Genomic DNA, 25,827 nt, shown 5'->3' on the forward strand with positions numbered 1-25,827 from the left:
AAAAAAAACCCCCTTTCCCGCACCAGATTCGGTGTGGCAAGGGGGTTTTCCTGCTGTCTTGTTAGCAAGACTTACAGCTTGTTAAATTTGCGCATCATGTTCGCGACGACTTTAGCCGATTCCGCACGGGTGATGTTCGCCTGCGGTTCGAAGACGAGCAACGGTTTGCCCTTCGGATCGGAGTTCGCGATCGTGCGGCCAATCATCAGCTTCTGCTGATAGACCGCTTCAATCGCGGTGCGTGCGTAGTACGAGATCTGCCCGGAGTCGACGTAGATCTTGTCGAGGTTCTTTTTGGACAGTTCATAGTCCTTGCCGAGCTTGAGGTTCATCGCCAGAGCGATCATCGTCGCCGCTTGTTCACGGCTGACTTTGTCATCTGGTGCGAACTGACGAGTCCCGACACCGCGCACGATGCCTTTTTGACCTGCTGTCTCGATGTATCTCCAATCCCAGTACGGACTGACATTCGAGGAGTGCGGCACATCGAGGAACAGGTAGTTATTCGGATCGTAGTTCAGCGGGAGGTCCAGCGCTTTGACCATCATCTGTGCAAACTCACCACGGGTGGTCGGTTCATACGCGCCAAACTCACTGCCGTCCTTGGAGTTCATGATGCCGCGAGCGAACATCAACTCCATATCATCGCGAGCGAAGTCATGGGATTCGGTATCATCGAAGCCATAGGTGTTCAGGAAGACCGCATAGTACCCGAACGAGTCGATCGATGCGGAGATCGTGTGCGACTTGGAATCGACTTTCCCGCCGATGTTCACCCAGTTCATCTGACCGTTGTCCATCGTGAAGCGCATGATCGAGAGACGGTTGGATGCGAAGTCGCGGACTGCATCATCGTACTTCAAGGTGATCGTGCCACGGTTGGTCGGTTTCAACCAAGACGTGCCCATCGTCCGGCCCCACACGTTGAACTTGGTGTACGGTTTCGCCGGATCGTTGTAGTTCTTCTCCACACCGTAGTACGGTTGCATCCCGTTCAGTTGCACATAGCCCGGTTGCGTCGTGTCGTAGTAGCCCGCATCGAGCCAGTACAGTTGACTTGCATACCCGAAGTGTACCGGCACGTTCAGCATGGTGCGCATGAAGTTGCTTTCGTCCGAATTGATCTGCACCACATCACCATTGTGGTTGTAGGTCTTTTGCGTGCGACCGTCGAGCGGGTCCGCGATGCCGAACAGGAATTGTTGCTTGTCAAACAGTTCGATCTTGGTCGAGGTGTCGTTGTACGGGGTCAGCATCGTGCCTTTCGGGAACGACAGGCTGACTTTGTTGTTGAAGACCTTCATGCCCGTGCTGGAACTCAGCGACGCGCGGTACTGCGCACCGATCGTGTCGGTGTTGGCATAGTTGACATCGAACTGATCGTTCGAGGATTGGGTGCCACGGACGACGGTGTACTTGATCGTATTGATCCCCGGTTTCAAGTTGGAAACTTCGGAGGTGTAGTAGATTTCGCCGTTCTCGGTGACTTTGTTCATCTCGGTTTTGCCGATCAGAACTTTGTCAGCACCGTCCGCCTTGATCACGACCGGCACGAAGTTCTGGTTGACGACGCGCTCTTGCGGGAGCAGCGGCGACAGCACTTGGTACGGCGGGTTGCTGCGGACGATCGAAAGCGGTTTGAACGTGGTGATCGGGCCTTTGAGACCTTTGATCACATAGGAGTTGGTGCCGATCGTGAGCGGAAGTCCGTAGATGCGGAACCATCCGAGCGGGAGCGCCGGCTCACTGTCGATCTTGATGCCGTTGACCGTGATCGGCAGGGCCGTCGAAGTCGTACCATCAGGATTGAAGTCGATCGTGAAGAACTGGACGCCGTCCTTCATGATGACCGCCTTGTCTGCTTGGGTGACGTTGAACAGAATATCTGCGGTCTTCTCCGTGGTGTTGTACGTCGTAGCGGAGGAAGCATCCCGTACAAACTTGTGGGTCGGGTCGTCCAAGTTGCGCGTCGGCACGGCTGCCGTCGGCACCGGTACCGGGATCGGATCGGCCAGGATCGGTGCATCGGTCGTGAAGTAGTACACCGTCAGGCGGGTGATGACCGGGATGCCTTGGGAAGTGCCTTCGACGATGACTTCGTTGGCGCCTTCATTCAAGATGCCCTGCAACTGGTTCGGTGCAGCCGGGTCCAAATTTTTGACGGTGAAGCGGTTGGTGGTCAAGTCGATGATCGCATGCTTGACTGCGCCATTGACAGTGACTTTGATGTTCTGCTTCTCCGTGTCGCTGACGAAGTTGAACAGCTTACCCGAGAAGTCGGGCAGGTCGGTCAACGCATAGTTGTCGCCGTCGTAGATGTTGTAGAGAACGATCGACGGGATCGGCGTGTATTTCAACGCAAGCGGTTGGAAATTGTCGGTATTGCCGCTGTCCACGATGGAGAAATTGAGCGTCATATCGTTAACGAACGGAAGTTTGAGGATCTTGATCTTCGCGGAACCTTTGTTCGGCGTGATGTCTTTGTTCAGGAGAATGTAATCGGTCCCCTGGACGAGGTTCACCGGCGTCCCATTTTGCGTAACGGAAATTTGCGGCGTGAAATCGCCCGCGTTGTTTTGCGCGGTGATCAAGGCATAGATCGGCAGGTTGGAAATCGATCTCGAGAACTTCCCTGCGACACCGCCGGTGTCGTTGCTTTCATCGACGCCGAACAACTGTTGGACGTCAGCGATCGACGCTTTTGAGCTGTCTTTGAACACAAAGGCAACCGTGCCTTGCAGCGTCTTGAGTTGGTTCGATCCATCGTAGTACTTCCCATCCAAGTAGAACGTGTAGGTCCCGTTCGACTTGATCGGCCAGCTACCACCTGCCGCAATCGCAGAGAGGTCGATGAAGAAATCATAGGTCATGTGACCTTTTTTATCGTCTTTTGGCGGGAGCAACGTGATCTTCCCGGCCAATTCTGGGTCTGTGATCGGATGGCTGAACACCGAGTTGCCATCGCGGGTGAGCTTGACGTTGGTGAAGGCCAATTGCGGGTCAATCACCGCATTGGAAGGCACCGAAATCGTCCCTTTGAGACCCTGTGGCAAGGCGTTTTGCGAGGACAGCACTTTGACGCCATCGATCTGCACAGCGTCATTCGCCGAGTTGTTGATGTCCGATTGCATGTACACGCCGTAGAGCGCGCCTGGGCCGTTCACATAAATGATCTGACGGGTCAGGGTGTACTGCCGCGTGTCAGACTTCGCCACGAAGGTCAGCGTGTTCAGACCCGGATCGAGATGGTAGTTTGAAACGGAGAATGCACCGGAACCGTACTTGGTCGCAATGGTCGAACCGACGACGACCGAGTCTGCATTGGCAGTTTTGATGATAAAGAATTGGTCCGCGACATCCACATACGGGATCGAGCTTCCGTTCAGCTTGTCCCCGTTGTTCAAGGAGATGTCAAAGATGACCGGAGCGTTGTCGTAGAACACGTAACAGACGCCTTCAACACCGCTCGGCGTGGAGACGGTGATTTTGTTCATCCCGATAAACAGCTGGACTTTCTGGATGGCAAACTCTTGGTTGGAGGGACCGGAGATGATCGGGGTTGTGTTCGCCACGATCTTCGGAACCCCTTTGTCCGACCAGTTACCGCCAGCATCCAAGACTTGTTGTTGGACTTTGTACGACAAGGTCTGAGGGACCGTTTGCGAGAAGACCCCGTTAAACTGATCGATCACATCGACGTTGACCGGGTTGTTCTGCGCTTCCAGTGGGGTTTTCCCAAAGGAAGGGAACGTGAAATATTGCGAACTTGCCGCCTGCGCCGGGAACACCGGAATCAAGGTGAGCAACATCACCAGCGCTACAAGCAAGCTCAGCAAACGACTTTGTTTGCGAGCCACCCTTGTATCCTCCTCTGTTCGTATTTTCTGTGGGTACTGATTTCGACAAGTTTGGACATAAGTCCTGCCGCAGAATGTAAATTGGAACACTGCCAAATGTTGTGTTTGTGTGTTCGACCATGCCTTGTCCTGTCGAGGAATAGCCAAATCTGTCTTCCTTTGTCTGGCAATACGGCTAACCTATTCGCAACTTTCCTGCAAATTCCTGCCTTTTCCCCCGCCTAGATGAAAAATAAGCCCCTGGGCGCAGGCGGCCAAGGGGCTTTTTACCTAGAAAACGCAGCAACAGCAACTAGCTGACCAACTGCATGACGAACGATTTGAGCGCGTCGAGCTTGGCTTGTGCGGCTGTACGATCTGTGTCGACCGCACTGAAGTAAAACTTGATCTTCGGTTCGGTGCCCGATGGGCGGATCGCCACCCAAGAGCCGTCGGCCAGCACGTACTTGAGGACGTTGGCTTTGGGCAAGCCCTCAATGCCTTGCGCATAGTCCTTCGCCGCTTCCACAGCTAGATCTCCGATCGCTGTCAACGGCGTGCGGCGCAGGTCTTCCATCATCTGGGCAATTTTTTCTTGGCCTTCCTTGCCCTTGAATGTGAAGGACAGCAGGTCTTCGAGGTAGGTTCCATACCTTGCGTAGATCTCCTCCAGAACTTGCGAGAGCGTCTTGCCTTGAGCTTTGTAAAAAGCGGCCATCTCCGCAGCCATCATCGCCGCTTGCACAGCGTCCTTGTCGCGCACGAAGTCGCCGATCAAGTAGCCATAGCTCTCTTCGTAGCCGAATAGGAACGTGTGCTCCCCGGTCGTTTCGTACTCCTTGATTTTCTCCCCGATAAACTTGAACCCGGTCAGCACATCGACGGTGGCGATCCCATTGGCCTCCGCGATCACACCCCCGAGGTTCGAGGTGACGATCGTCTTCAACATCACGCCGTTAGCCGGGAGCGTGCCATTGGCTTTGCGCTGTTCGAGAATGTAATGCAGCAGCAACGCACCCGTCTGGTTGCCGTTGAGCACGAAAAACTCGCCGTTGGCATCGCGGGCGACGACCCCGACGCGATCCGCATCCGGGTCTGTGCCGAACACGACATCCGCATCGACTTGCTCCGCCAGTTGAAGCGCCAGCGTGAACGCTTGACGTTCCTCGGGGTTCGGTGACTTGACGGTCGAGAAGTTCGGATCTGGCAACTCCTGCTCCGGCACGACATGCACATGGCGGAACCCAAGCGTTGCCAAGGCGCGGCGCACCGGCTTGTTGCCTGTGCCATGCAGCGGTGTGAACACGATGCGCACATCATCGGCAACCGCCTTGATCACATCCGGTTGCAACGACAGCGCGACGAGGCGCTCGTTGTACAGCGCGTCGATCTCCTCGCCAAGCATCGTGATCAGCTCGCGATCAATGCCTTCTTGCAAGGTTAGCGCGGTCAGCACCAGCTCGTCCGCCACATTTACAATCTCCGCGAGGATCAGGTCGGCCGCATGCGGCGGCAGTTGCCCGCCGTCCTCGCCATAGACTTTGTACCCGTTGTACTCCGGCGGGTTGTGGCTCGCCGTCACGACGATGCCACCCGCCGCGCCGAGATGACGGACGGCAAATGACAGCTCCGGCGTCGGGCGCAGTTCTTGGAAGAGATACGCGCGCACCCCATGCTGTGCGAGCACGCCTGCCGCTTCGGCGGCAAATTCCGGCGACATGTGGCGGGAATCATAGGCGATCACCACACCCTTGTCCCGTGCGCCCTCGACATGTGTGGTCAAGTAGCGAGCGAGACCTTCGGTGACGCGGCGGACGGTGTACTTGTTCATGCGGTTCGTCCCCGCGCCGATCACACCGCGCAACCCCCCGGTGCCAAATTCCAGATGGCGATAGAAGCGGTCCTCGATCGCTTTTTCCTCGGTCAGTCCGCGCAGTTCTTGCTGAAGTTCCGGTTGAAGTGAATCATTTTGTAGCCAGCGTTGGTAAGACTCCGTGTAGTCTTTCAAGACAAGCACTCCCCATTCCGTTTGTCAGCCTCGTATGTAGGTCTATTACGTCATGCTTCTACTTTATTCCTCTGTGCCCAGAAAAAAGACTCCCAGCCTGGCGACCGGGAGTCTTCTACGCTACTTATTCAAATTCTACGGTGAACCGGGAGAAGTCTGCATCGGGCTTCTTGATCTGGTCTGCCCGCCAGGCAAACGACCAGAATCGAGCTTCCCCGAACTTCAACGTTCCGAAGTTCTGGACGCGAAACAGCCCGGACGCTACCTTCTCACCACTCGCGTCAACCAGATGCAGCGGCACCTGTTCCAAGCCGATCTCTTCGGAAACGTCTCGTCCATTGCGGATGAAGACCTTCACGTAGTACCCACCTTGCAGTTGACCCGCTTCGAAGGGCACGAAGTTGAATTCCCCGACGTTGATCGGCGGTAATTTGGCGACCCGCTTTTGCAGATCCACCTTGACCTCTTCCGGGAACGCTGCCTCTTGCTCCGGTGTCAGGGCCAACAGGGTATGCGGCAACGTCTGCGCGTTCGTCGCGATCTTGGATTCATCAAGTTCTGGTTGGACGACAACCTCGTCCTGTTGCTTACGAGCAAACAAACGGGTAAAAAAGTTCTGGTTCTGTGCAGCCATCCGGGCCATCCTCCATCTCATCTGAGCTTCTACCCAGAAGTATAACGCAGATCAGGGGAAAAGAAAAAGAGCCCGATTTCTCGGGCCCTTTTCCTTCTCAAAAGTGGCTACTATTACTTCGCAGTAACAGTGGTGCCGCCGGTGAGTGCGTTGCCGCTGGCATCGGTAGCAGCCGGAGCTGCAACGGTGGAGACCTTCACGGAGGAGATCAGTGCGGAGGTCAGGTCAGCGTTCATGAGTGCGCCAGTGGTTGCGCCGACAGCGACTTTGATGTCGCCAGCGTTGAAGGTAGCGTCGCCGTTCGCATCGATGAATGCGAAGTCATCCGCGGTGCCAGCAGTTGCATCAACACCAGTGGAGTGAGCTACTTGGACAGTTACGAGGAACTTACCAGCATCTGCGCCAGCAACGATTTTTTGTACGGTGTAACCAGCAGACAGGTTGGAGCCGTTGACGGATACTACGAAGTCGGAAGCGTTATTCGCGTTCAGAGCTTCGGAGAAGGTCAGGGATACGGTGCCGTCAGCGTTGAGCGCTGCTGCGGACATAACCGGAGACACGTTGTCAGCAACTGCTACGAAGCCGCTGAACGGAGATACTACATTGCCGCTCGAATCTTGAACGTTCGAGATCGTGAAGATCGCGTTCGAGTCAGTCTTCGCAATGGAGTTAGCCGGCAGGGTGATGGTAGCAACGTTCATAGCGATATCCAGGGTGATAGAAGTACCAGCCGGGAGAGCCGAACCGTTGATGGTGTAGTTGTTCAGGTCGGTAGCGGAACCAGCAACTGCGCCACCTTTAACTGCACGTTTGAAGTCGAAGACGAACTTGTTGGTCGAAACCGGCGTGTAGCCAGATTGAGCAACCGTGAAGGTAGAAGTCGGGGTGGTGCCGAAGTTCACGTTTGCCGTGTAAGCAGCGGTTTTGTTGAGCGCTTGGGAGTTATCAGCGATCAGACCAGCCGGGATGAAGAAGGAGTAGTTGTTGTACAGATCGGTTTTCTCAGCAGCCAGGTTCAAGGTAACTTTGGTAGAACCAGCAGTTACCGGAGAGGTCGGTGCGAAGAAGCCAGCCGTTTTGTCAACGCCGTTTTGGTCGATGACTTTGATACCAGCGGTGGACAGTGCCGGATTAGCAGCAGCGCCTTCGCTCAGGGACAGAACGATTGCAAGTACGCCACCAGTAGTAGCATTGGTTTTGAAGGTTGCGCCGGTGATGGTCGGAGCCGTTACGTCTTTGTTGAGTGCCACTTGCGTGGTCATCGCGGTCAGCTTGTTGCCAAGGGTGTCAGCGATGTTGTTGTTCAACAGGAGCGTGAAGGTACGGGAATCTTTGTTGGTGTACAGACCAGCATCGGTGATGCTCACGATGAACTTGGTACCGGTGGTGTCGGAGCTGTCAGCGGTGACGGTGGAGTTAACCGCGCCGAGCAGTTCGTCTTTTACAACGATATTCATGGTGCCTGCAACGGTGGTCGCGTCAACTGCTTTGGAGAAGGTGACCAGGAACTGGTGGTCGTTCTTCGCCGCTACGGAAGCGGTCGGAGCAGCAACGTCCTTGGTTACGTTGAAGGTCTGGGTAACCAGCGGAGTGTTGTTGGTAGAGAAGTCGCTGAGGTTCAAGACTTGCAGAGTGTGGCTAGCTGCAGCGTCAAGGCTCAGGTTGGAGATGGTGTAAGCGGTGAAGTCAGCGTTAGCAACGCCAGCTTTGACAACGCCGTCGATCTTGAAGATCGGGGTGTTAACCGGTTCCGAGAAGGTAACGGTCAATTTGTCAGCAGCAACCGAGTTGGTTTTCGAGGAAACCGATACTACGGTAGCAGCAGTGGTGTCAGAGATGGTAACGGTGGTGGAGTACAGCGGAGCCTTAACGGTAGCATCAGCCGCGTCCAGAACACCTTTGACGGTTACTGCAACAGGAGTCGACATGGTTTTGAGGGTCGCGTTGGTCAGGTTCAGGATAACGGTTACGCCGTCATCTTGAAGAACCGGAGCAGCAAATGGTACTGCACCGCCAGCAGAATCAACCAGCGTGTAGTTTGCAGCGGTGGTCGCGGTTACTGCTTCCACTTCTTTGGAGAACTTAACAGCGATTTGCTTGCCGTTCAGTACGGAAACGGAGCTGACTGCGAGGCTAGACGGGGTTGCCGTGGTTACATCAACAGTTTTGCCACCGAAGGATACGGAGAAAGTGGTGCCGGAAGCCAGGTTGTCAACCTTAACGGTTGCGGACTTCTTGTCAGCTGCCAGGGTTACGGATTGTACGTTGACTACAGCGTTGGTTGCTTTTACAGCAACTTTCACGTCAGCAGCTTTGACTTCTGCAACTTCTTTGGAGAAGGACAGGGTCAGCGTGTTGTTGTCAACGACGGTAGCACCGGTTACAGAAGCGTTACCAACGGTTGCAGCAGCAGCCATCCAGCGGGTAGCCAGGGAAGCAACTTGCTCGCGGGTCGCGTTGCCGTTCGGGTTGAACGCGCCGTTGTCGCCGGAGATGTAGCCAAGTTCGAATGCAGCGCCTACAGCGTCTTTTGCGTAGTCAGCGATCGAAGCGTTGTCGGAGAAGGAGAGCTTGGAAGCTTTGCCTGCAACAACATCGGAGCCTGCTACAACGTTCAGAGCGCGGCCGAAGAATACAGCCATGTCTTGGCGGGAGAGGTTAGCGCCAGCGCCGAAGGAACCGTCGCCGTTGCCTTTGATCAGGCCAGCTTTTACTGCTGCTTCAACTGCTGCGAAAGCGTAGTGATCTTTCGGGATGTCAGAGAAGGTAGCGGAAGCCGGTGCGGAAGTGGTGTCGAGTTTCAGAGCTTTTGCGAGGATGATCGCGAAGTCTTGGCGCTCGATCAGGCCGGTCGGGTTGAACTGGCCGTTGCCTACGCCGTTGATGATACCAGCGTCAGCGAGTTTTACGATTGCGTCTTTTGCGAAAGAACCATCGATGTCGGAGAAGGTGGTACCAGCGAATGCTGCCGGTGCTACCATTGCGGATGCAACTGCGGATGCAGCTACAGCTGCGGTGAACTTCTTGCTTTTAGTCACAGAGTCTTCCTCCTTCGGATTGCGAGGTCTGATCGTTTGTCGTGTCGAATCTCTGCAACAGTTCAGACGATTCGGCGTACATCGTCGGACCCCTCTTAGAAAAGAAATAATTGTATAGACCCTTGAGTGAGGATATATGCTCCTGTCGAATCGGCTCGAGACGACAGGCTGGCTAGCAGTTTGTGGTCTTGGTGGCGCCAAGACCACTCCCCGGCAGAGCTCTCATGACAGCTCTACGGCGGTTGAGTTTCTCAAGGGCTCGAGCCTATGTCTGTACTATAGCAAACTACGAAAAGTTTGTCACTAGCTGGGAGACAAAAAGTAACCCACTAGAATCTGTAAATGTGTCCAGTTCAGAACAGTCACAGTTTTCGACAAAACACCTCGCACTTTTGCTATAGGAGTCCGCCCCAACGTAAAGGGCCATCAAGAATAGATTGTAGCGAGGACTCACGTTTTTGACAACTATTATTTGCCAAGGGCGTTAAAAAACCCCTACTCAACCTATGTGAGCAGGGGTTGCACTATTCCTATTGTCGAAAAACTACAACTGGTTTTTGTAGACTTCTGTCGTCTCCCGCACCAACCGCGAGAGTGCAAATCGCCGGAAAACCATCTCCTGACCCGCCTTGGCGAGTCGTCGACGGAGCTCCGTGTTCTTGACGAGGAGACAGACCGCTTCTCCTAGTGCGTGAGGATCGGCTGGCGGGACCAACAGTCCGTCCTCACCATCGGTGATCACCTCAGGCGTTCCTCCGACAGCGGTGGCGATCATCGGGACTCCGACGGCCAGCGCTTCGAGGATCGCCACGCTGAGCCCTTCGGAGAGCGAAGGGAGGACGAACACATCCAGTTGCGGCAACAGATCGGGCACATCCTTGCGGAACCCCAGCAGCTTGATGTACTTGTCGACGCCCAATACCTTCGCCTCACGCTCCAACTCCTCATGCAAATCGCCATCCCCAATCCACGGGAACACGACATCCTGACGCTCCTGCACGATCTTTTGAATCGCTTTGAGCAAGTAGGTATGGCCCTTGACCGGGTGCAGGCGCGCAACCGTGCCGACGATCGTCACATCGTCACCGACGCCGATCAGCTCGCGCAAGTTCGTCACCGGCACATGCTCCTGTGGCTTTTCCGGCAATTCCAGCGCATTGTGGATCACGCTGAGCTTGTTTTTGGGCATGCCGATCTGGATCAGGTCGCGCTTCATCGCTTCCGAGACGAGGATGAAGTGATCGACGTATGGCCAGGTCTTTTGCTCAGCCGCGCCGAACACCATGCGCTTCCAAGCGACCGGATAGTCCAGCGACATGATGCTATGTACCGTGGTCACCGACTTCGCCGGATAGCCTTCCGCACGGTTCGCCAAGCGCCCGATCAGATTGGCGCGCACACCATGCGTGTGGATCACATGCGGCCGCCAATCTCGAATCAGATCGCGCAAGGGATGCAGGCCGCCCAGCGACTTCGAATCGCTCTGCAAGACGGTGGTCGGGATGCCGAGTTCTCGAACGCGCGTCGAGAATTCCTCTTCATAGAAGACCGCGACCTGCGGATGAAATTCATGTGTGTCTAAGTGGCTGACGAGCCCGAGCAGATGTTGTTCCGCTCCGCCGAACTCGCCGCCGCCGATTAAGTAGAGGACGCGAATCGGTGCTTCCACCATATAGACCGCCTGCCTTTATGCGTTTGCCTTCTCGCGTGCCATGCGAATCCCCACATAGAGGATCGCGATCAACACCCAGAAGTGCGTGGTTACGTTCAAGTCTTCAATAATTGCTGCTGTGACGTTCTCGACGATCAAACCGAACAGGGCCGCCGTGATCCCTGCATTCAGCGCATACAGGTACGTGCCTTTTTGTTTGGAACCGAATACCGACTTCGCCCCTGCGATGATCGGGGCAAACACCATCGAGACATAGGCGATGATCCCGATCAAGCCCGTTTCCGCGAGCAGTTTGACATATTGGTTGTCAATCCACGTCGCCCCAGGCATGTTGTGACGGGTCGCGACCGAGTCCCCCACCGTCCCGATCCCGGTCCCGAAGATCGGGCTTTCTCGCCAGATCTTGTACGCCCGGGTCCAGAATTCAACGCGACCTTTGTTCGAGGATTTGTTGAGGTACTCTGGCGTGAAGGCGAGCGTCAGACGGGACACGATATCCGGTGCGACGATCGGAGCTGCGATCAGCCCGGCGATCCCGAGCCCCGCCAGCCATTTGTTGCGGGTGATCAGCGTGTACAGCGCCATGCCCGCGATGAAACCGATCCAGGCACCCCGCGAGTAGGTCATGACCATCGTGTACAACATGAGCAGTGCGGCGATGCCGTAGAGCGACCGCTTCAACCAGTCCTTGGCATAGATCGCCAGCGAGATGGCGATCGGGGTGATCAAGACCATATACCCACCGAGCGCATTCGGGTTGCCGATCGTGGAGAACACGCGCAGTTTGATGTTCGATTCATGCTCGGAGTATACCCAATCCTTCGGGGATTCGACGCCTGCCATTTTTTGTCCAATCCCAAACGCAGCGACCACAACCGCCGCGACAATCATCGCGTTGATCATATCTTGAATCACATCTTCGTCATCAAGCAGCGCGTTCAGGACAAAAAAGTACAGCGACGCTTCGAGCAGCGTGCGCATCCCATCGACGAACGTCGACAGATCCAGATGCACCGGAACCCACGTGTACGGCTTCGGCTGGATGCGCAGCGTCATCGGATCGGCCACCCAATTGTAGATCGCCGAGAGCACCGCCGCGATGGCGACGAACAGGATCAGCTTGTGCAGGCGGGTGGACTTCCAATTGAAGTGCCCTTGCGCTTTGGACTTTTGGTAATAGGCGATGTACAGCAGGAGGATCAGGACTTCCTTCCACGCGGCAATCAAGCCACCGACGTAGGGGATGTGTCCGATCGTATCGCGCAACACATAATTCACCATCGAGAAAAACGAGAGGGTGAGCAACAGGAAGTAAGTCCAGTCGCGGGTGCGGTTGTTCTGCAAACTGCCTTGCATTATTTGCCGCCCCCTTTCTTCGCGGTGGAGTCTGTCTTGGTCTCCGGACGCGTTTCACGCAGTGCCTTGGCAAAAAGGCTTGCCACCGTTGCACGGTCGGCAATCACATCCGGCCTAAACGTGCCATCCTCGTAGCCTTTGGCGTACTTGTTGGCGATCATCGTCTGAATCGCAGGCTCGTAGGGATTGCCGGCGATGTCGGTGACAGGGATGACACCTTCCATCGAGGTGGTCATCTCCAAGTGCAGCGATTGCACGACCGCTTGTGCCAGCTCGCCGCGTGTGATCGGCTGGTCCGGTTGGAACTGGCCGTTGGCGACGTCCTTGAACGGAATCATGTTCAGCGTCTGAGCATCGGCGAGCACCGGATTGACCCAGTGGATGGACGGGATGTCCGTGAACTTGCTGGTCGCCGCGGGATCGAGCGTGGCGAGATCGACGCCGTCGACGCGCAACATCAGCGCGACCAATTCAGAGCGGGTCATCTGCGCTTGTGGGTAGAAGTTGAAGAGCGTCTCATCACGGCCCTTCATCAGGCCTTGGTTATACATGTACTCAATGTCGTAAGCCGCCCAGTGTGAGCGAGAGACGTCTTGGAAGATCGTCAGTCCAGTTGCGAACGGTAGCTGGTAGAACACGCTAATCGTGGCAAAGTACAGGACCACGATCACCGAAGTGAACCAGATGAATTTTTTATTCCGCATGAGATTCCTCCATCTTATTAGCTCCTGTAGCAAAATACCTACTTATTGTAAGACTCGTAGAGGGGAACGTCAATTGAAGTACAGTAACAAAAGGGTGACAAGTTGCATTTTCATGGCGACAACCTTACGATTAGAGGTAGTCGTAAGCAGGGAGGTACGTCATGCTCAAATCCTATCGCACCTTGCTCGCACCGGGCGAGGACACGCTGATCATAAAAAAATCCCGGTTCATCGGATACGCCACACCGGTCTCCTCGGAGGAGGAGGCGTTGCAATTCATCGCGGGTTTGCAAAAAAAGCACTGGGATGCCACGCACAACTGTTATGCCTATGTATGCGGGCCGCACGACGAGATCCAAAAAGCGAACGACGACGGCGAACCCTCAGGCACAGCGGGGAAGCCGATCCTCGAAGTGATCAAAAAGGAAGAACTGCACAATGTCGCCGTGGTCGTGACCCGTTACTTCGGTGGGATCATGCTCGGAGCAGGCGGATTGATCCGCGCCTATAGCGCGGGTTGTGGAGCTGGTTTGCAGGCAGCCCAGATCGTGACACGAATTCTCTTCCAAGAAATTGCGATCGAGATCGACTACACCTGGTATGGCAAGATCGAGAATGAACTCCACGCCGGGGGCTGGCACATCGACCGCGTTGAGTATCTGGATCGGGTGACCGTCTACGCGCTCTGCCCGGTGGATGACACCGAAGCCCTGCACCAGAAACTCATCAACGCCACCAATGGGCAAGCGCTCCTGACCAACACGGACCAACGCTACCTATTCGAACGAGATGGCAAATTAGTTCAATAGGATGCATTTCATTCTATTAAAAGGCGCTCCGTACACGCCCGTGTACAGAGCGCCCTTTTCATGTCCCCTCATCGCATGCGCTCTACATAGAAGGTCTGCACAATCCGCGCATGTCGAAGTTGTTGGTGGGCAAAATCAGCACTCTGTAGGCAGGTGAGCGTGCGACCCTCAGACAAATCGAGTCGACAGGCGGTAGGCGAGTGCCCTTCGGCAATCCCTGTGATCACATGGGCGGCAACATATCCCGTGGTGCCGTCCTTTGCCACACGCGGGGTCCGCATCTTGAGCGGAACCAACACGAGATGTGTTGAAAAGGGTAGCGGAACATGCAGCCGTTTCCCTAGTATATCCCCATAGCGCTCCCGTACAGCCGTGAGATCGACGCCGTAATAACGCGCAATCCCTTTTAGCACCACCGGCACCGGTCGGGGATCAATCCAACTCGATCCGTCCACCCGCATCATCCTCGTCATATCTCCACCGCCTTCCACGTAGACAGGCTCCAATACCGCCAAATCCCGTATGAAGTGCTCAACGCCCACCACTTCCGGCACGTCTCGTCTCTCCACGGTTGCCACCATTCCTTAAACAACTCCCGTTCGTTGAATAATTGAACCCTTATTACTTTTCATATCTTAACACAAGTTGAATCAACGTCAACCCACGCTATGACATACAACGAGTCCCCACCGACTCAAACTCAGTCGAATCCCGCTGAACTTCACTCCTGTACGACGGACTGTTCGCTACGCTTTGGACGCGGTGGTGGACCTGTCCTATGCTGAACCTGCGTATACGACACCACACGAGGACCGGTCCCCGTCATGAGGGGAATTCATAGATGTCCGACCACTGGACACCCGTTGTACAAAAAGCGCAGGCGCAAGACTCCGCCGCGCTGCTCGAACTGCTCCACGAATTTGACAACCTCATCCAAGCCGCCGCCCGACACTTTCAAGTCCCGCACAACGAGCGCAGCGATCTGCTGCAGGAATCCTACCTCGGCTTCCTCAAAGCCGTCTACACGTTCGATCCTGCACGGGGTCATCCCTTCGCTGCCCATGCCAAGACCCAGACCCGTGCTGCCGTCTGGCAATTCCTTCGTGTGAAAAATCGCACAACTTCCCGGGAAATAGTCTACTCGGCGGGAGATTCCGAGTCCAGCGAGGGCGAATCTCCGTTGGAGTTGACAGTAGACCCACAAGCCGAGGACAATTTCTCCGAGCTCGAATGGCGGGAACTGCTCGCCTCGCTCTCCGAACGCCAAGCCCTCGCCGTCCAACGACTGGTCATCGACGGCTACAGCATGACGGAACTCGCCCGTCTTGAAGGAGTCCATCCTGACACCGTGAACACGTGGAAGCAACGCGCATTTGCCAAAATCAAAGCCGAATTGAAAAAAAGACCCGGTCGCTACTGACCGGGTCTTTTTCTCATCTTGCCGTCTTCTATTAGTAGGAATTACAATGCGACCTTGATCTTTTTGAGCAAAACGCCGTTACCATCGTAGGTGTAATCCATGCGGTAGTTGTTCAGTCCGCGATGGACCGTGTAGTTGAGGATGCGATTTTGCGAGTTGTACACATAGACCCCAGAGGATTCGGTGAATTCAAGGGAGTAGTCTTGTTGTGTCGTGGCCCCATTGACATCGGAGACCTGGAAGTAGTACACCGAGCTTGCCTGTGCGTTGAACTCGATTTCCTGTTGGATCCCTTGTTTCGATTGACCCGTTGCTACAACAGCACCTGTGGAGTTTAACACCTTGACGGTAAAGGTATTCAACGCAGGCGTTTTCACCGACAGATGGTAGCGAGCGGTCTTCGTAGCCGTGATCTTGAACACATCGAGATCGGCCGCCAGTTCCAAGGACGTTTGGTACAACGTAGCCGCCAGAATGCTAGATGCGTGTGCGAGATCGTTGTTGGGCTCTGTGATACTTGTGGGCGGGATCATCGGAGGAATCGGGATGAGCGTATTCGGCTTTTCCACGGTATTGGTTACGGTCGGTGATCCCCCTACGGAAACACGGGGCATCGTCACGTCCGGTTTTGTCAGGTCCTGTGTCTGAACTTGTTGCTGTTGCGTCGACTCTGCTTGGGCCGGTTGGATCACTGTGGCTGCCAGCGCTAGCATAATCAGAGCACCCGCCAACCAACGATTTGTCGTTTTTTTCATTAAGTCCACTCCTCGTTCCTGAAAGCAAATGTTCGCAACCTTGTGTACTTGAATCATAAAGCATATGGAATCAAATGGATAGCCATTCTCGGCAAATAGTCTATGATACTCATACTTTCGAAACTTCCGACAAGTTTCGATAATTGCGAACCTTAAATTTACAAATCTGTCGATCCCGTTATAAACTTCATTTGCAACCTTGTGAAACCAGAATCAGGAAGAGGTGTATAAGCCTTACTATCTACAAGTAAATTACCATGCCCTAGCATGATTCTAAGAAAACAGGTGATCTATGTTGAAAACGAAGCGATTGCTGTCAGCGGTCACGGCTACCCTGATTCTCCTCACAAGCCTAGCCCCCACTGTACAAGCCCAAGATAGTAAAAAGTCCACCGTGCAACTCAGTCCCGTGGACAAGTTGAGCCAAGAATTTGATGTACCGGCAGATGAGATTCAAAACGCACTCTTTGAAGGCCAGACGATCCAAGAAGTCCGCAAGTCCTTGGAAACTGCCAAGAAGAACAAAAAAAGCCTCAAAGAAGCCCTGCATCAACAGCGTCCAAGCACGAAGCGTAACGACGAGACCCCGAAAGTAGTCATCGATCCTGCACCTACCGAGGAAGAAGTGCGTGCTTTAACAGCAACCCCCTCAACAAACACGGCAACATCAGAAAGTAAATACGATCCCAACCTTAAGTTTGACCAAGTTCCCTTTGCTGTACCTGTAGGCAATTCGATGATCTCCACCTTATCAGGCAGTTCTGTGTTGTCCAATGACGACTTGACGATCCAAGCTGAGAACGGTTTAGAATTCACATTAAACCGTAGTTATGACAGTGGAAGTTCGATGGCTTTAGAACAAGCGTCTGGCACCCCGCGCCTCTCGTTGGAACAGCAATTGTACCAATTAGGAGGAGGTTGGTCCTGGAACATTCCTTGGGTCGAACCCGTTTCCGCACCGAACTACGATGGTAGGTATGACTCTTACTTGCACTTGCCTGGACAAGGTACGTACCGGATGACCAGCTACTATAGCGCTGCTGATTTTAATTACCACTACACCTTAGAAAACTACCCCTATCAGGATTACAAAATAGAGTATATTAATGGAGTCCCGCAAATTAAGTTTTACAAATCAGATATCACCTATATTTTCGGAGATAGCAGCACGAAGATGGTGAACAGCAAAGGCGGTTCTATTACTTTTACCAAAGAGCTGGTTCCTCTCCGAGGCCAGTCCTACAATCTAGTAACGAGTATTCAATCCTCAACCGGAGGATACATCAAGATCGCGTACACAGATTTGCAATACACGTTGACAGCTGGCAACACCAATAGTTCCACACAACAAAAAGTCTTGTACAAATTCACGAAAAACTCACTTCCAGAGCGAAGTACAGACTTCTACACCTTGAATGAAGTGGTCGACCCAGTTGGTCGCAGTACCAAATACAGCTACGCTGTAAAGGGTGCCTACTATTGGACAGCTACAAGTTATTACTTATATGACCCCTATGTCTTGGTCTCAGATGTAGTTTACCCTACCGGCTCGAAAACATCATTTACTTATACAAAGGTAGACCCCGTATATGTAAACAATGGGATGCGGAGTAACTACCTGGTATCAGATGTCGCGACTTATACGCCGACGGATGCAACCACTAAATTCAATCACTACACCATGCAGTACACAGGTGAGCAGAACGTTCCTTCCAATTTGAATTTTATCGAACCGTTCACCAGAACCCTTTCTGATGAGCTAGGGAATAAGACGGTGTTCACCTACCAGCAAGTCTACTACACAGATTACTCGTACTATCTGCTGACTAGTAAAAACGAAACACATGACCAATGGCAAATCAACAACACCTACACCTACGACACCGTGAGAAGGTTCACGATCCCGAATACAGTCACAAGCGATACTTTTAAAGTCTCCACTCCGCAGACCAAGACAACCACCACCACGACTTCCGAATACGATAACCTCGGAAATGTGATCAAGCAGGTGGGCGCCAACGGTCAAACCACGACCCATACGTACACAAAGTACACTGACACCAACAATCAGGATCACTACTACCTGACGAATACCCGTGTCTACTTGCAAGGTTCCCCATCGGCAACATCCGGGAACAAGTACTCGGACACCAACACGACCTATGAAACCTCATCCGGGCTGGTAACCAAGGTCGAAGTAAAAGACCAAGACAATACGTTACTTCGTCAGTCCACGTACACCTATGACAAAAACGCATCCGGAGCGGTAACCGCCGTTCATGAAAACATCACGGACACAGGTGGCAAGACGATCTCATCGACGACCGCGTATGATACGACCGCTCAGTTTAAAATCACACAATCGTCGAGCCTCACCGACCCCGATGGGAAGGTCACACCGCTCACGACGCAGTACACTTTTGACAACGTGTTGGGCCAGCCCGTTCAATCGACGGATGCCAAAGGAAATATCACCACCTATGCATACGATGCGCTCGGACGCGTCACGAAAGCGATCTTCCCGGACAAAGCCAGCATGACCTTTGCCTACGATGACATCAACAACACGGTCACCAAGATCGACAAAAACGAAACCACGGGCCAAACCTTGAAGACCGCTGTCAACAAGTTCAACGCGATGGGCTGGAAGTATGAGCAAGGCCTCTACATCAACGGTCAGTACCAAGCCCGCCTCAAAAACGTCTATGACACCTACGGACGCGTCAAACACACGGAAGATGTAACCGGACACGGCGCAGATGCTACGTTTGATGCTTATGGCCGCCCGACCACGGTCACGAATACCCAAGACGGTAGCAAAACCACCACCGATTACAACGATGTTGCCAGAACCAAGAAAGTCACGGACGCTGACGGCATTGCTACACAAGAAACGTCCGATGTGCTCGGTCACGTACTCAAGTCCGAAGTGCTCAAAACTACCGGCAGCCAAGTCTTGCAAACTGCACAGTATGACCTAGCAGGGAATGTGTTGTCGAAAACCGACGGAAACAACAACACCTATACCTACAGCTATGACGCACTCTCCCAACTGTTTGCTGTCACAGACCCGGAGAATCGTACCACTTCGTATGGTTACGACATGCGTGGGAACCGCACCTCCGTCAAGTACCCAGATGGCAAAACAGAGACGACGACCTTCGATGAATTGGGCTCACCGTCCACCTCGACTGACACGCTGTTAAAAACGGTCAAGACCTACTATGATGCAAACCACAACCCAATCAAGCAATCCGATCGAACCGGGCAATACACGTACAGCTTCGAGTACAACAACCGCAACCAGCAAACGAAAAAAACCGTCACCTCCACGTCTGGTGTAACGGACAGCATTTCCTATGAGTACGATTTGCTGGGGCACCGTACCAAGATGGTGGATGCAACAGGTTCCACGACCTTTGCGTACCAAGAAGATGAGGCGCTAACTGGCGTCACCTTCCCGGACAGCAAGTCCATCGGGTATACGTATCTCGCAAATGGCCAACGCAGCAAATTGCTCGACCCGGCTGGCAATGAAACCTACTTCACGTACAACGCCAATAACCAACTGAGCACCGTACAGCTCACCAGCGCGACGAGCACCCCTGAAGTGACGTACACGTACACACCTGGAGGCAAACTGCAACAATCTACCCAAGCCAACCAAGTGGTGACCACCTACGGGTTCAACGACATCGGTCAGTTGTCTGCATTGACTCAAAAACAAGGAGCCAACACGGTCAACAATGCAAGCTATTCGTATGACTTGGCAGGTAACCTGTCTGCAAAAACCGAAAATACCGCACCTTCTGCCTATACCTACGACAAGTTGAATCGAATTTCAACCTCCAGTCAGTTTAATGAGAACTATTCGTATGATGCTCGTGGAAATCGCTCGACGCTTGCAACGGAACGTGACAATGTCGTAGCTGAACGCGGCGGTACCTATGAGTATGACGGGTGGCAACGACTCACCAAAGTAACCACCGACAAAAACGAAGTCGTCACCTACAAATACAACGGCGACAATCAACTGTATGAACGCACAACAAGCGATAAGACCACTCGCTTCTACTACGACGGACAATCGCTTGTTGCAGAAGCGGACGTGACTTCCGGGACACCTGTATTCACAGCTCGCTATGTCCGAGGTCAAGGCTTGATCGAGCGAATTGATGACGCTGCAGCAGGACGCAAGGGATACTACACCATGAACAACCACGGTGATGTCAAAGAAATCCGTGACGCCAACGGTGCCCTCCTGAACAGCTATGAGTACGACATCTGGGGCAATCCGATCACCATGCAAGAACAGATGTCGAATCCGTTCCTTTACTCCGGTGAGTATTGGGATAACACCGCTTCACTTCAATATCTTCGTGCTCGCTGGTATGACCCTGTGCAAGGACGTTTCATGATTCAGGACACCTATTTAGGACAAGTTGAAAATCCGCTCAGTTTGAACTTGTATGCGTATGTCCAAAATAATCCGATTCGATTCTTTGACCCGACGGGTCATATTACATCAGAGGAGGTTAATTTGTACAAGAACGGGCAAATGTCTCCTGCTGCGTACTCGTACTTGTGGCATCTCACAAATGAATACCTCCTTGCTGATGATGAAAATAAAGAAGGTTGGCACAATCTAGCCGAATCTTTCCGAAAAAATAAGTATAAGACAACTGGGGGTGCGTTTACAAATGTAGATGAAGATATTACTGCAATGCCAACTATACCAACTGGCGACCTAACAAAGGAGCAGCACTACTTCAGAAACAAACTTAACTTGCAATACTCTTGGTCAAATTTCCAAAAAATACAGGACAGTTTACCTGAAGAATTCAAATGGGTAGAACTACCTTGGTATAAAACTTTGCTTCACATGCATTCGGGCTTTACGAATACGAAGTATGTTTCTGCTGATGGCCATTTTGAAATGGTATTTGATAGCGACCACGTATTGCTAACGGAATACAATTTTCCTTCCGATATGGGGACATATAATTATTACAGTCCAAACGATGAGGACATGCACAGTAAATATGATATTGCTCCGTGGGTAAAGTGGAATAACATTCCGTAACCTCTCTTCCCAGATTAAGAGACAAGGAAAGGATGTGTTTGTACTATTAAATTTTTATCGAATACTCCATTATATATTGGGTGTTATCATCTACTAGCGTGGATCATCTATCTGACTGTTGGCAGCGGTACACCGAGCGATTTAAAAAATGCAGGATGGCTATGGATTTTCTACTTGTTTCCACCACAGTACGTAATCCTCTCCGGTTTGGTTTCCTTAGTAGCTACCATAGTGGCCATTGTCTTACTAGTCGTTACGAAACGTGCTCGACGTTTGAAACTTGTAGCGATACTTCTAAACCTAACCTACCTGCTGTTATACGCTATATTGCTTTCTGGTCAGTAGTGTATGTGATGAGATCAAGCGGTTATCACCAGTGTGTTTCCGCATGTGACGTAACTCAATCTTCTGATTCCCCGACCTTCCGTAAGTCTACCGATTTGGCTCGGTCTGATCGGATGCGTTGTGCTTAGTTCCTTTCTATGAACGCAAAAAAAGGAGTGAAATACATGCAACTCGCTAAAATCTTTGTCATCGAGCACCTGTCACAAGATTTCACAACTCCCCCAACATTTTCAGTGGGAAAGAACCTGCTCTATTTGAATTACGATTATGAACTGGAAACAGGCGGGTACGCTTGGACAGGACTAACCTTTTACGAGGTGATCGGCTATAAAAAATCATACCTGCCCATAGTCGAACTCAGACATATTAGTGCTTATAATTCTGTTTGTATGGAAGTCACATCACCTTGGCTGGAAGAAGCCAAGCAGACATACAGGGACCATGAACCTTTTGAGTTCAATCACTATGTGATTTTCTTTGAGGATTTTGGATGTTACGAAGTCTTAGCTAAGGATGTAAAGCAAGGTATCCATGAGTTTTAGTAGTGGCGGTCGACAAATGACTCTGGGCAACTCCGACCCAAACTCTGACTGTTAAACAAAAAACGCGGATGGCCATCGGCCTCCGCGTTTTTTCCTATTCGACGAACTTCCTACTTCTGTTCCACAAACGCAAACATCAACTCCGCCTCACACACCACAGTCCCGTTCACAGTCGCGGTGCCCTTGCCCTTGCCAACGGGGCCCTTCATGCGGGTGATCTCCACTTCCATGCGCAGCACATCGCCCGGACGGACTTGTCCACGGAACCGGCAGGCGTCGATCCCGCCAAACAGCGCCAGTTTGCCTTTGTTCTCTTCCTTCGACAGCATCGCAACGCCGCCGACTTGTGCCATCGCTTCGACGATCAGCACGCCCGGCATGACCGGATAGCCTGGGAAGTGACCTTGGAAAAACGGCTCGTTGACCGTCACGTTCTTGATCCCAATCGCCTTCTGACCGACGACGATCTCCTCGATGCGGTCGACGAGCAGGAACGGATAGCGGTGCGGCAGAACGTTTTGAATCTCATCAATGTTCATCATATGTAGAGTCCTCCTCAGTTAAAGTTGCTTATCTTTCAGGATACCGTATAGCCTTGACCTCGTCCACATATACTACCAACACCTTCCGCAGCCGACCGGTCGGCATGGAAGTTTATATAAAAAGCACCTCGCCATATTGGCAGAGGTGCTTTTTATGTCACCTACGAACGCAGGCTGTTCGCGATGCCCATCATCTGATCGGTTGTGGTCAACGCCCGCGCATTCATGCTGTACGCCCGCTGTGCCACGATCATCTCCGTCATCTGCGTCGACATGTCGACGTTCGACATCTCCACCGCTCGCTGTTGCACGCGGCTGTGACGCTCACCGTTGACGATGACCGCGTTGGCTTGCACGTCCAGCGCGTTCACCTGTGCATGCAGGCGGAAGAGGTTCTCCCCAGCCCCTACGAGGTTGGATTCCGGGTGTACGACCCGTGTGACTTCCAACTGCCCGACTTCGAGACGCGGAGTCGCTTGACCTGGTGCAGCACCGCCACCACCCGCTGCATTCGGCAGACCGGTGATCATGCCGTTCTCATCGATCGTCAGCGAGTCGGTCTCAAATCCGGTCAGGTTGATCGGGTTGCCTGTCGTATCCAGCACAGGGTTGCCGTCCGCCGTCACCAAGTATTGCTCCGTGCCGACTTGTCCGACCTTGAAGGAGCCGTCACGGGTGTAGGCTTCAAACTGTTGGCCATTTTGATCGTAGGCGCGGACTTTGAAGAATCCATCCCCTTCAATCGCCACGTCGAGCGGGCTCTGCGTCGACTGCAAGCTGCCCTGTACAAAGGACAGCGCCGTACCGACGGCGAGCACACCAGCGCCCAGACGCAGGTTTTCGGTGGTCTGACGCTTGTCCAGCGCCTTGACTTCGTCCTTTTGCAACATCGTCATGTACAGCATGTCCTTGAACTGCACATCCTCCGTCTTGTACCCGGTGGTGTTCAAGTTCGCCAAGTTGTGCCCGATCGTATCCAGGCGCGATTGCTGGGCGTTCATCCCATGCGCCGACGTATACAAAGCTCTCATCCGTCACACCTCCCTCACGATTCTCAAACCTGATTCTATAGACGTCCGATGCTGACGGCCTTCTCCAACGTGGTGTCCAGCGTGCGGATCATCTTTTGGTTGGCTTCGTAACTGCGCATCACTTGCATCATCGAGACCATCGACGCCGAGAGATCGACATTGGATTGCTCCAATTGCTTCTCCGCCATCGTCGAGGACAGACCGACCAAGTCGTTGTTGGCGGTCAGCACGGTGCCGCCTTGGTAGAGCGTATCGCCGTACTTTTCCAGCTTGGTGCTGTCCTGGAGGTAGACGATGCCTTCCTGAACCGGACCATTGCCCGCCGGCGGAACATACGCGGCGCCTGTGTTGTCGGTGATGTTGTACTTGCCATCTGTCCCGACTTGAATGCGCAGGTTGTCCACCGCGTTGTGTGAACGCTGGTCGACCGGCAGCACGTAATTGCCACCCGAATCGACGAGGAAATTCGTGCCTTGCTCGACATGGAAATCACCGTCGCGCGTATACATGACTTTGCCGCTCTGACGCTCCGACACTGGGAAAAACGCCCGGCGGAAGTCCTGATCGTCACGCGGCGGTCCGTCGATGATCGCCCGCGCATGCGGGTTGTCCGATGCGAGGAGCTGCCCTTGGACAAAACGCGGCACGATCTCTTCGAGAAACGCCCCGCCGCTCAAGGTGCCGATCGTGCGTTCGTTCGCGCCCGCGCCGCCTTTTTGCTGGTCATTGATCCGGAACAGCAGTTCATCTGGAAACGAACGGATGACGCCTGTATCGCCTTTGTACCCAACGGTGTTGGCGTTGGCGATGTTGTTGGTAACCACTTCCTGCATGCGCTCGTTGGACTGCATGCCAGATTGTGCGATGTACAAACCGCGTATCATAGCTCAATTCCTCCCTTGACGAGTCTGCGAATCAGACATGGACGACGTTCGAGGTTTTTTTGTTCAACAGGGATCGAGTGACTTTGTTGAGGTTGTCCAGCGCAATGCCTGTGCCTTTGACGACGCAGAACAACGGATCTGCGGCGATGTGTACCGGAACTTCTAGCTGTTGTTGCAACAAGCGGTCCAGCCCGTGTAACAGGGCGCCACCACCTGTGAGGATGATGCCTTTGTCGAAGATATCGGCTGCCAGTTCTGGCGGTGTCTGTTCCAATACGCTATGCGTCGCGACGACGATCAGATCGACCGTCTCCTGCAACGCTTCCCGCATCTCTTCCGATTCTACCGACACCGTCTTGGGCAGACCGCTGATCATGTCGCGACCGCGAATGTCCAACCGCTCATGGCGGGCATTCGGGAACACGGACGCAACTTTGATCTTGATTTCCTCTGCCGTTCGTTCACCGATCAATAGGGAATGTTCCTTGCGTATATGACGGATGATCGCTTCATCGAACTTGTCCCCTGCGACGCGAATCGAATTGGAGGTGACAACGTCCCCGAGCGACAGAACTGCGACGTCGGTTGTGCCTCCTCCAATATCGACCACCATGCTGCCAGACGGTTCAAAGATATCCAATCCGGCCCCGATCGCCGCTGCCTTCGGTTCTGAAATCAAGTAGACTTGCTTCGCCCCGGTGCGCTCAGCCGCTTCGATGACCGCTTTTTGCTCGACCGAGGTGATCCCGGACGGCACGCAGATCATCACGCGCGGGCGCTTGAACGGGCTCTTGCCCGTGGATCTATTGATGAAGTGCTTAAGCATGATCTCCGTCGTATCAAAGTCGGCGATGACGCCCTCGCGCAGAGGCCGGGTTGCCACGATGTGACCCGGCGTGCGCCCTAACATCCGACGCGCCTCTTCGCCGACGGCTACTACCTTTTTCGTTATGCTGTCGATGGCCACGACTGACGGCTCATCGAGTACGATGCCCTTACCCTTGACATGGACCAGCACGTTCGCTGTGCCCAAGTCCACGCCGATGTCGATTCCGAACATGTGAAAGTGATCCTCCCTTAGCCCCGTTACATGTGTACATGATAAGAAGCGAAGTCTCATGAACGGTTAACGCCGCTAGAGGCTAAGTAGATGAGATTCCGCTCTCTA

Annotated in this window: 17 protein-coding genes; 4 read left to right on the top strand and 13 right to left on the bottom strand. The window is 53.4% G+C overall.

Features of this window, described 5'->3' with window-relative positions; translation table 11 throughout:
* Positions 1 to 71: 71 nt before the first annotated feature.
* The 7 genes from C7459_RS00440 to C7459_RS00470 form a co-directional block, all read right to left on the bottom strand.
* On the bottom strand, positions 72 to 3,857 hold the full coding sequence (locus C7459_RS00440) for an S-layer homology domain-containing protein (protein WP_109685142.1): 3,786 nt from the start codon (positions 3,855 to 3,857) through the stop codon (positions 72 to 74).
* A 292-nt stretch (positions 3,858 to 4,149) separates the two neighbouring features.
* Positions 4,150 to 5,844 carry a phospho-sugar mutase gene (locus C7459_RS00445; RefSeq protein WP_109685144.1) on the bottom strand — a complete coding sequence of 565 codons (1,695 nt, stop codon included), beginning with the start codon at positions 5,842 to 5,844 and terminating at the stop codon, positions 4,150 to 4,152.
* Between the two features lie 124 nt (positions 5,845 to 5,968).
* Entirely contained in the window at positions 5,969 to 6,478 is a 510-nt protein-coding gene (locus tag C7459_RS00450) for an SLAP domain-containing protein (RefSeq protein ID WP_170119183.1), read from the bottom strand.
* Between the two features lie 113 nt (positions 6,479 to 6,591).
* The gene (locus C7459_RS00455; RefSeq protein WP_109685149.1) at positions 6,592 to 9,516 is read right to left on the bottom strand and encodes an S-layer homology domain-containing protein; all 2,925 of its coding nucleotides are present in this window, start codon (positions 9,514 to 9,516) and stop codon (positions 6,592 to 6,594) included.
* A 544-nt stretch (positions 9,517 to 10,060) separates the two neighbouring features.
* On the bottom strand, positions 10,061 to 11,185 hold the full coding sequence (locus C7459_RS00460; RefSeq protein WP_170119184.1) for a glycosyltransferase: 1,125 nt from the start codon (positions 11,183 to 11,185) through the stop codon (positions 10,061 to 10,063).
* 18 nt (positions 11,186 to 11,203) lie between these two features.
* Positions 11,204 to 12,544 (bottom strand): O-antigen ligase family protein, encoded by a 1,341-nt coding sequence (locus C7459_RS00465; protein ID WP_109685153.1) that lies wholly within the window; start codon positions 12,542 to 12,544, stop codon positions 11,204 to 11,206.
* Positions 12,544 to 13,248, bottom strand: coding sequence for an S-layer homology domain-containing protein (locus C7459_RS00470; RefSeq protein WP_109685155.1), 705 nt, complete (start codon positions 13,246 to 13,248; stop codon positions 12,544 to 12,546). The genes C7459_RS00465 and C7459_RS00470 overlap by 1 nt, the downstream gene beginning before the upstream one ends.
* Before the next feature lie 161 nt (positions 13,249 to 13,409).
* Here C7459_RS00470 and C7459_RS00475 point away from each other — a divergent pair, with 161 nt between their 5' ends.
* Positions 13,410 to 14,057, top strand: coding sequence for a YigZ family protein (locus C7459_RS00475; protein WP_109685157.1), 648 nt, complete (start codon positions 13,410 to 13,412; stop codon positions 14,055 to 14,057).
* A 68-nt stretch (positions 14,058 to 14,125) separates the two neighbouring features.
* Here C7459_RS00475 and C7459_RS00480 read toward each other — a convergent pair whose 3' ends face one another.
* Complete coding sequence (locus C7459_RS00480; protein WP_109685159.1) at positions 14,126 to 14,638, bottom strand: hypothetical protein; 513 nt, start codon at positions 14,636 to 14,638, stop codon at positions 14,126 to 14,128.
* Between the two features lie 260 nt (positions 14,639 to 14,898).
* Between C7459_RS00480 and C7459_RS00485 the strand changes: the two genes are divergently transcribed.
* Positions 14,899 to 15,477: an RNA polymerase sigma factor gene (locus C7459_RS00485; protein WP_109685161.1), complete on the top strand. Its 579-nt coding sequence runs from the start codon at positions 14,899 to 14,901 to the stop codon at positions 15,475 to 15,477.
* A 41-nt stretch (positions 15,478 to 15,518) separates the two neighbouring features.
* Here the strand turns inward: C7459_RS00485 and C7459_RS00490 are convergent, their stop codons facing one another.
* Positions 15,519 to 16,232 (bottom strand): pre-peptidase C-terminal domain-containing protein, encoded by a 714-nt coding sequence (locus C7459_RS00490; protein WP_170119185.1) that lies wholly within the window; start codon positions 16,230 to 16,232, stop codon positions 15,519 to 15,521.
* Between the two features lie 295 nt (positions 16,233 to 16,527).
* Between C7459_RS00490 and C7459_RS00495 the strand changes: the two genes are divergently transcribed.
* Both C7459_RS00495 and C7459_RS00500 read left to right on the top strand, forming a co-directional pair.
* Positions 16,528 to 21,315 (top strand): RHS repeat domain-containing protein, encoded by a 4,788-nt coding sequence (locus C7459_RS00495; protein ID WP_211320312.1) that lies wholly within the window; start codon positions 16,528 to 16,530, stop codon positions 21,313 to 21,315.
* A 509-nt stretch (positions 21,316 to 21,824) separates the two neighbouring features.
* Positions 21,825 to 22,202: a hypothetical protein gene (locus C7459_RS00500; protein WP_109685166.1), complete on the top strand. Its 378-nt coding sequence runs from the start codon at positions 21,825 to 21,827 to the stop codon at positions 22,200 to 22,202.
* A gap of 110 nt (positions 22,203 to 22,312) precedes the next feature.
* Here C7459_RS00500 and fabZ read toward each other — a convergent pair whose 3' ends face one another.
* The 4 genes from fabZ to mreB all read right to left on the bottom strand — a co-directional run bounded on the left by fabZ (position 22,313) and on the right by mreB (position 25,719).
* Positions 22,313 to 22,744: a 3-hydroxyacyl-ACP dehydratase FabZ gene (gene fabZ, locus C7459_RS00505; protein WP_109685169.1), complete on the bottom strand. Its 432-nt coding sequence runs from the start codon at positions 22,742 to 22,744 to the stop codon at positions 22,313 to 22,315.
* A gap of 161 nt (positions 22,745 to 22,905) precedes the next feature.
* Complete coding sequence (locus tag C7459_RS00510) at positions 22,906 to 23,775, bottom strand: flagellar hook-basal body protein (RefSeq protein ID WP_109685171.1); 870 nt, start codon at positions 23,773 to 23,775, stop codon at positions 22,906 to 22,908.
* A gap of 35 nt (positions 23,776 to 23,810) precedes the next feature.
* Positions 23,811 to 24,659, bottom strand: a complete 849-nt coding sequence (locus C7459_RS00515) for a flagellar hook-basal body protein (protein WP_109685173.1) — start codon at positions 24,657 to 24,659, stop codon at positions 23,811 to 23,813.
* A gap of 31 nt (positions 24,660 to 24,690) precedes the next feature.
* A complete protein-coding gene (gene mreB, locus C7459_RS00520; RefSeq protein WP_109685175.1) occupies positions 24,691 to 25,719 on the bottom strand; it encodes a rod shape-determining protein in 1,029 nt (342 codons plus the stop codon).
* Positions 25,720 to 25,827: the final 108 nt, after the last annotated feature.

Origin of the sequence: Tumebacillus permanentifrigoris (assembly GCF_003148565.1) — a bacterium.
Lineage (GTDB): Bacteria > Bacillota > Bacilli > Tumebacillales > Tumebacillaceae > Tumebacillus > Tumebacillus permanentifrigoris.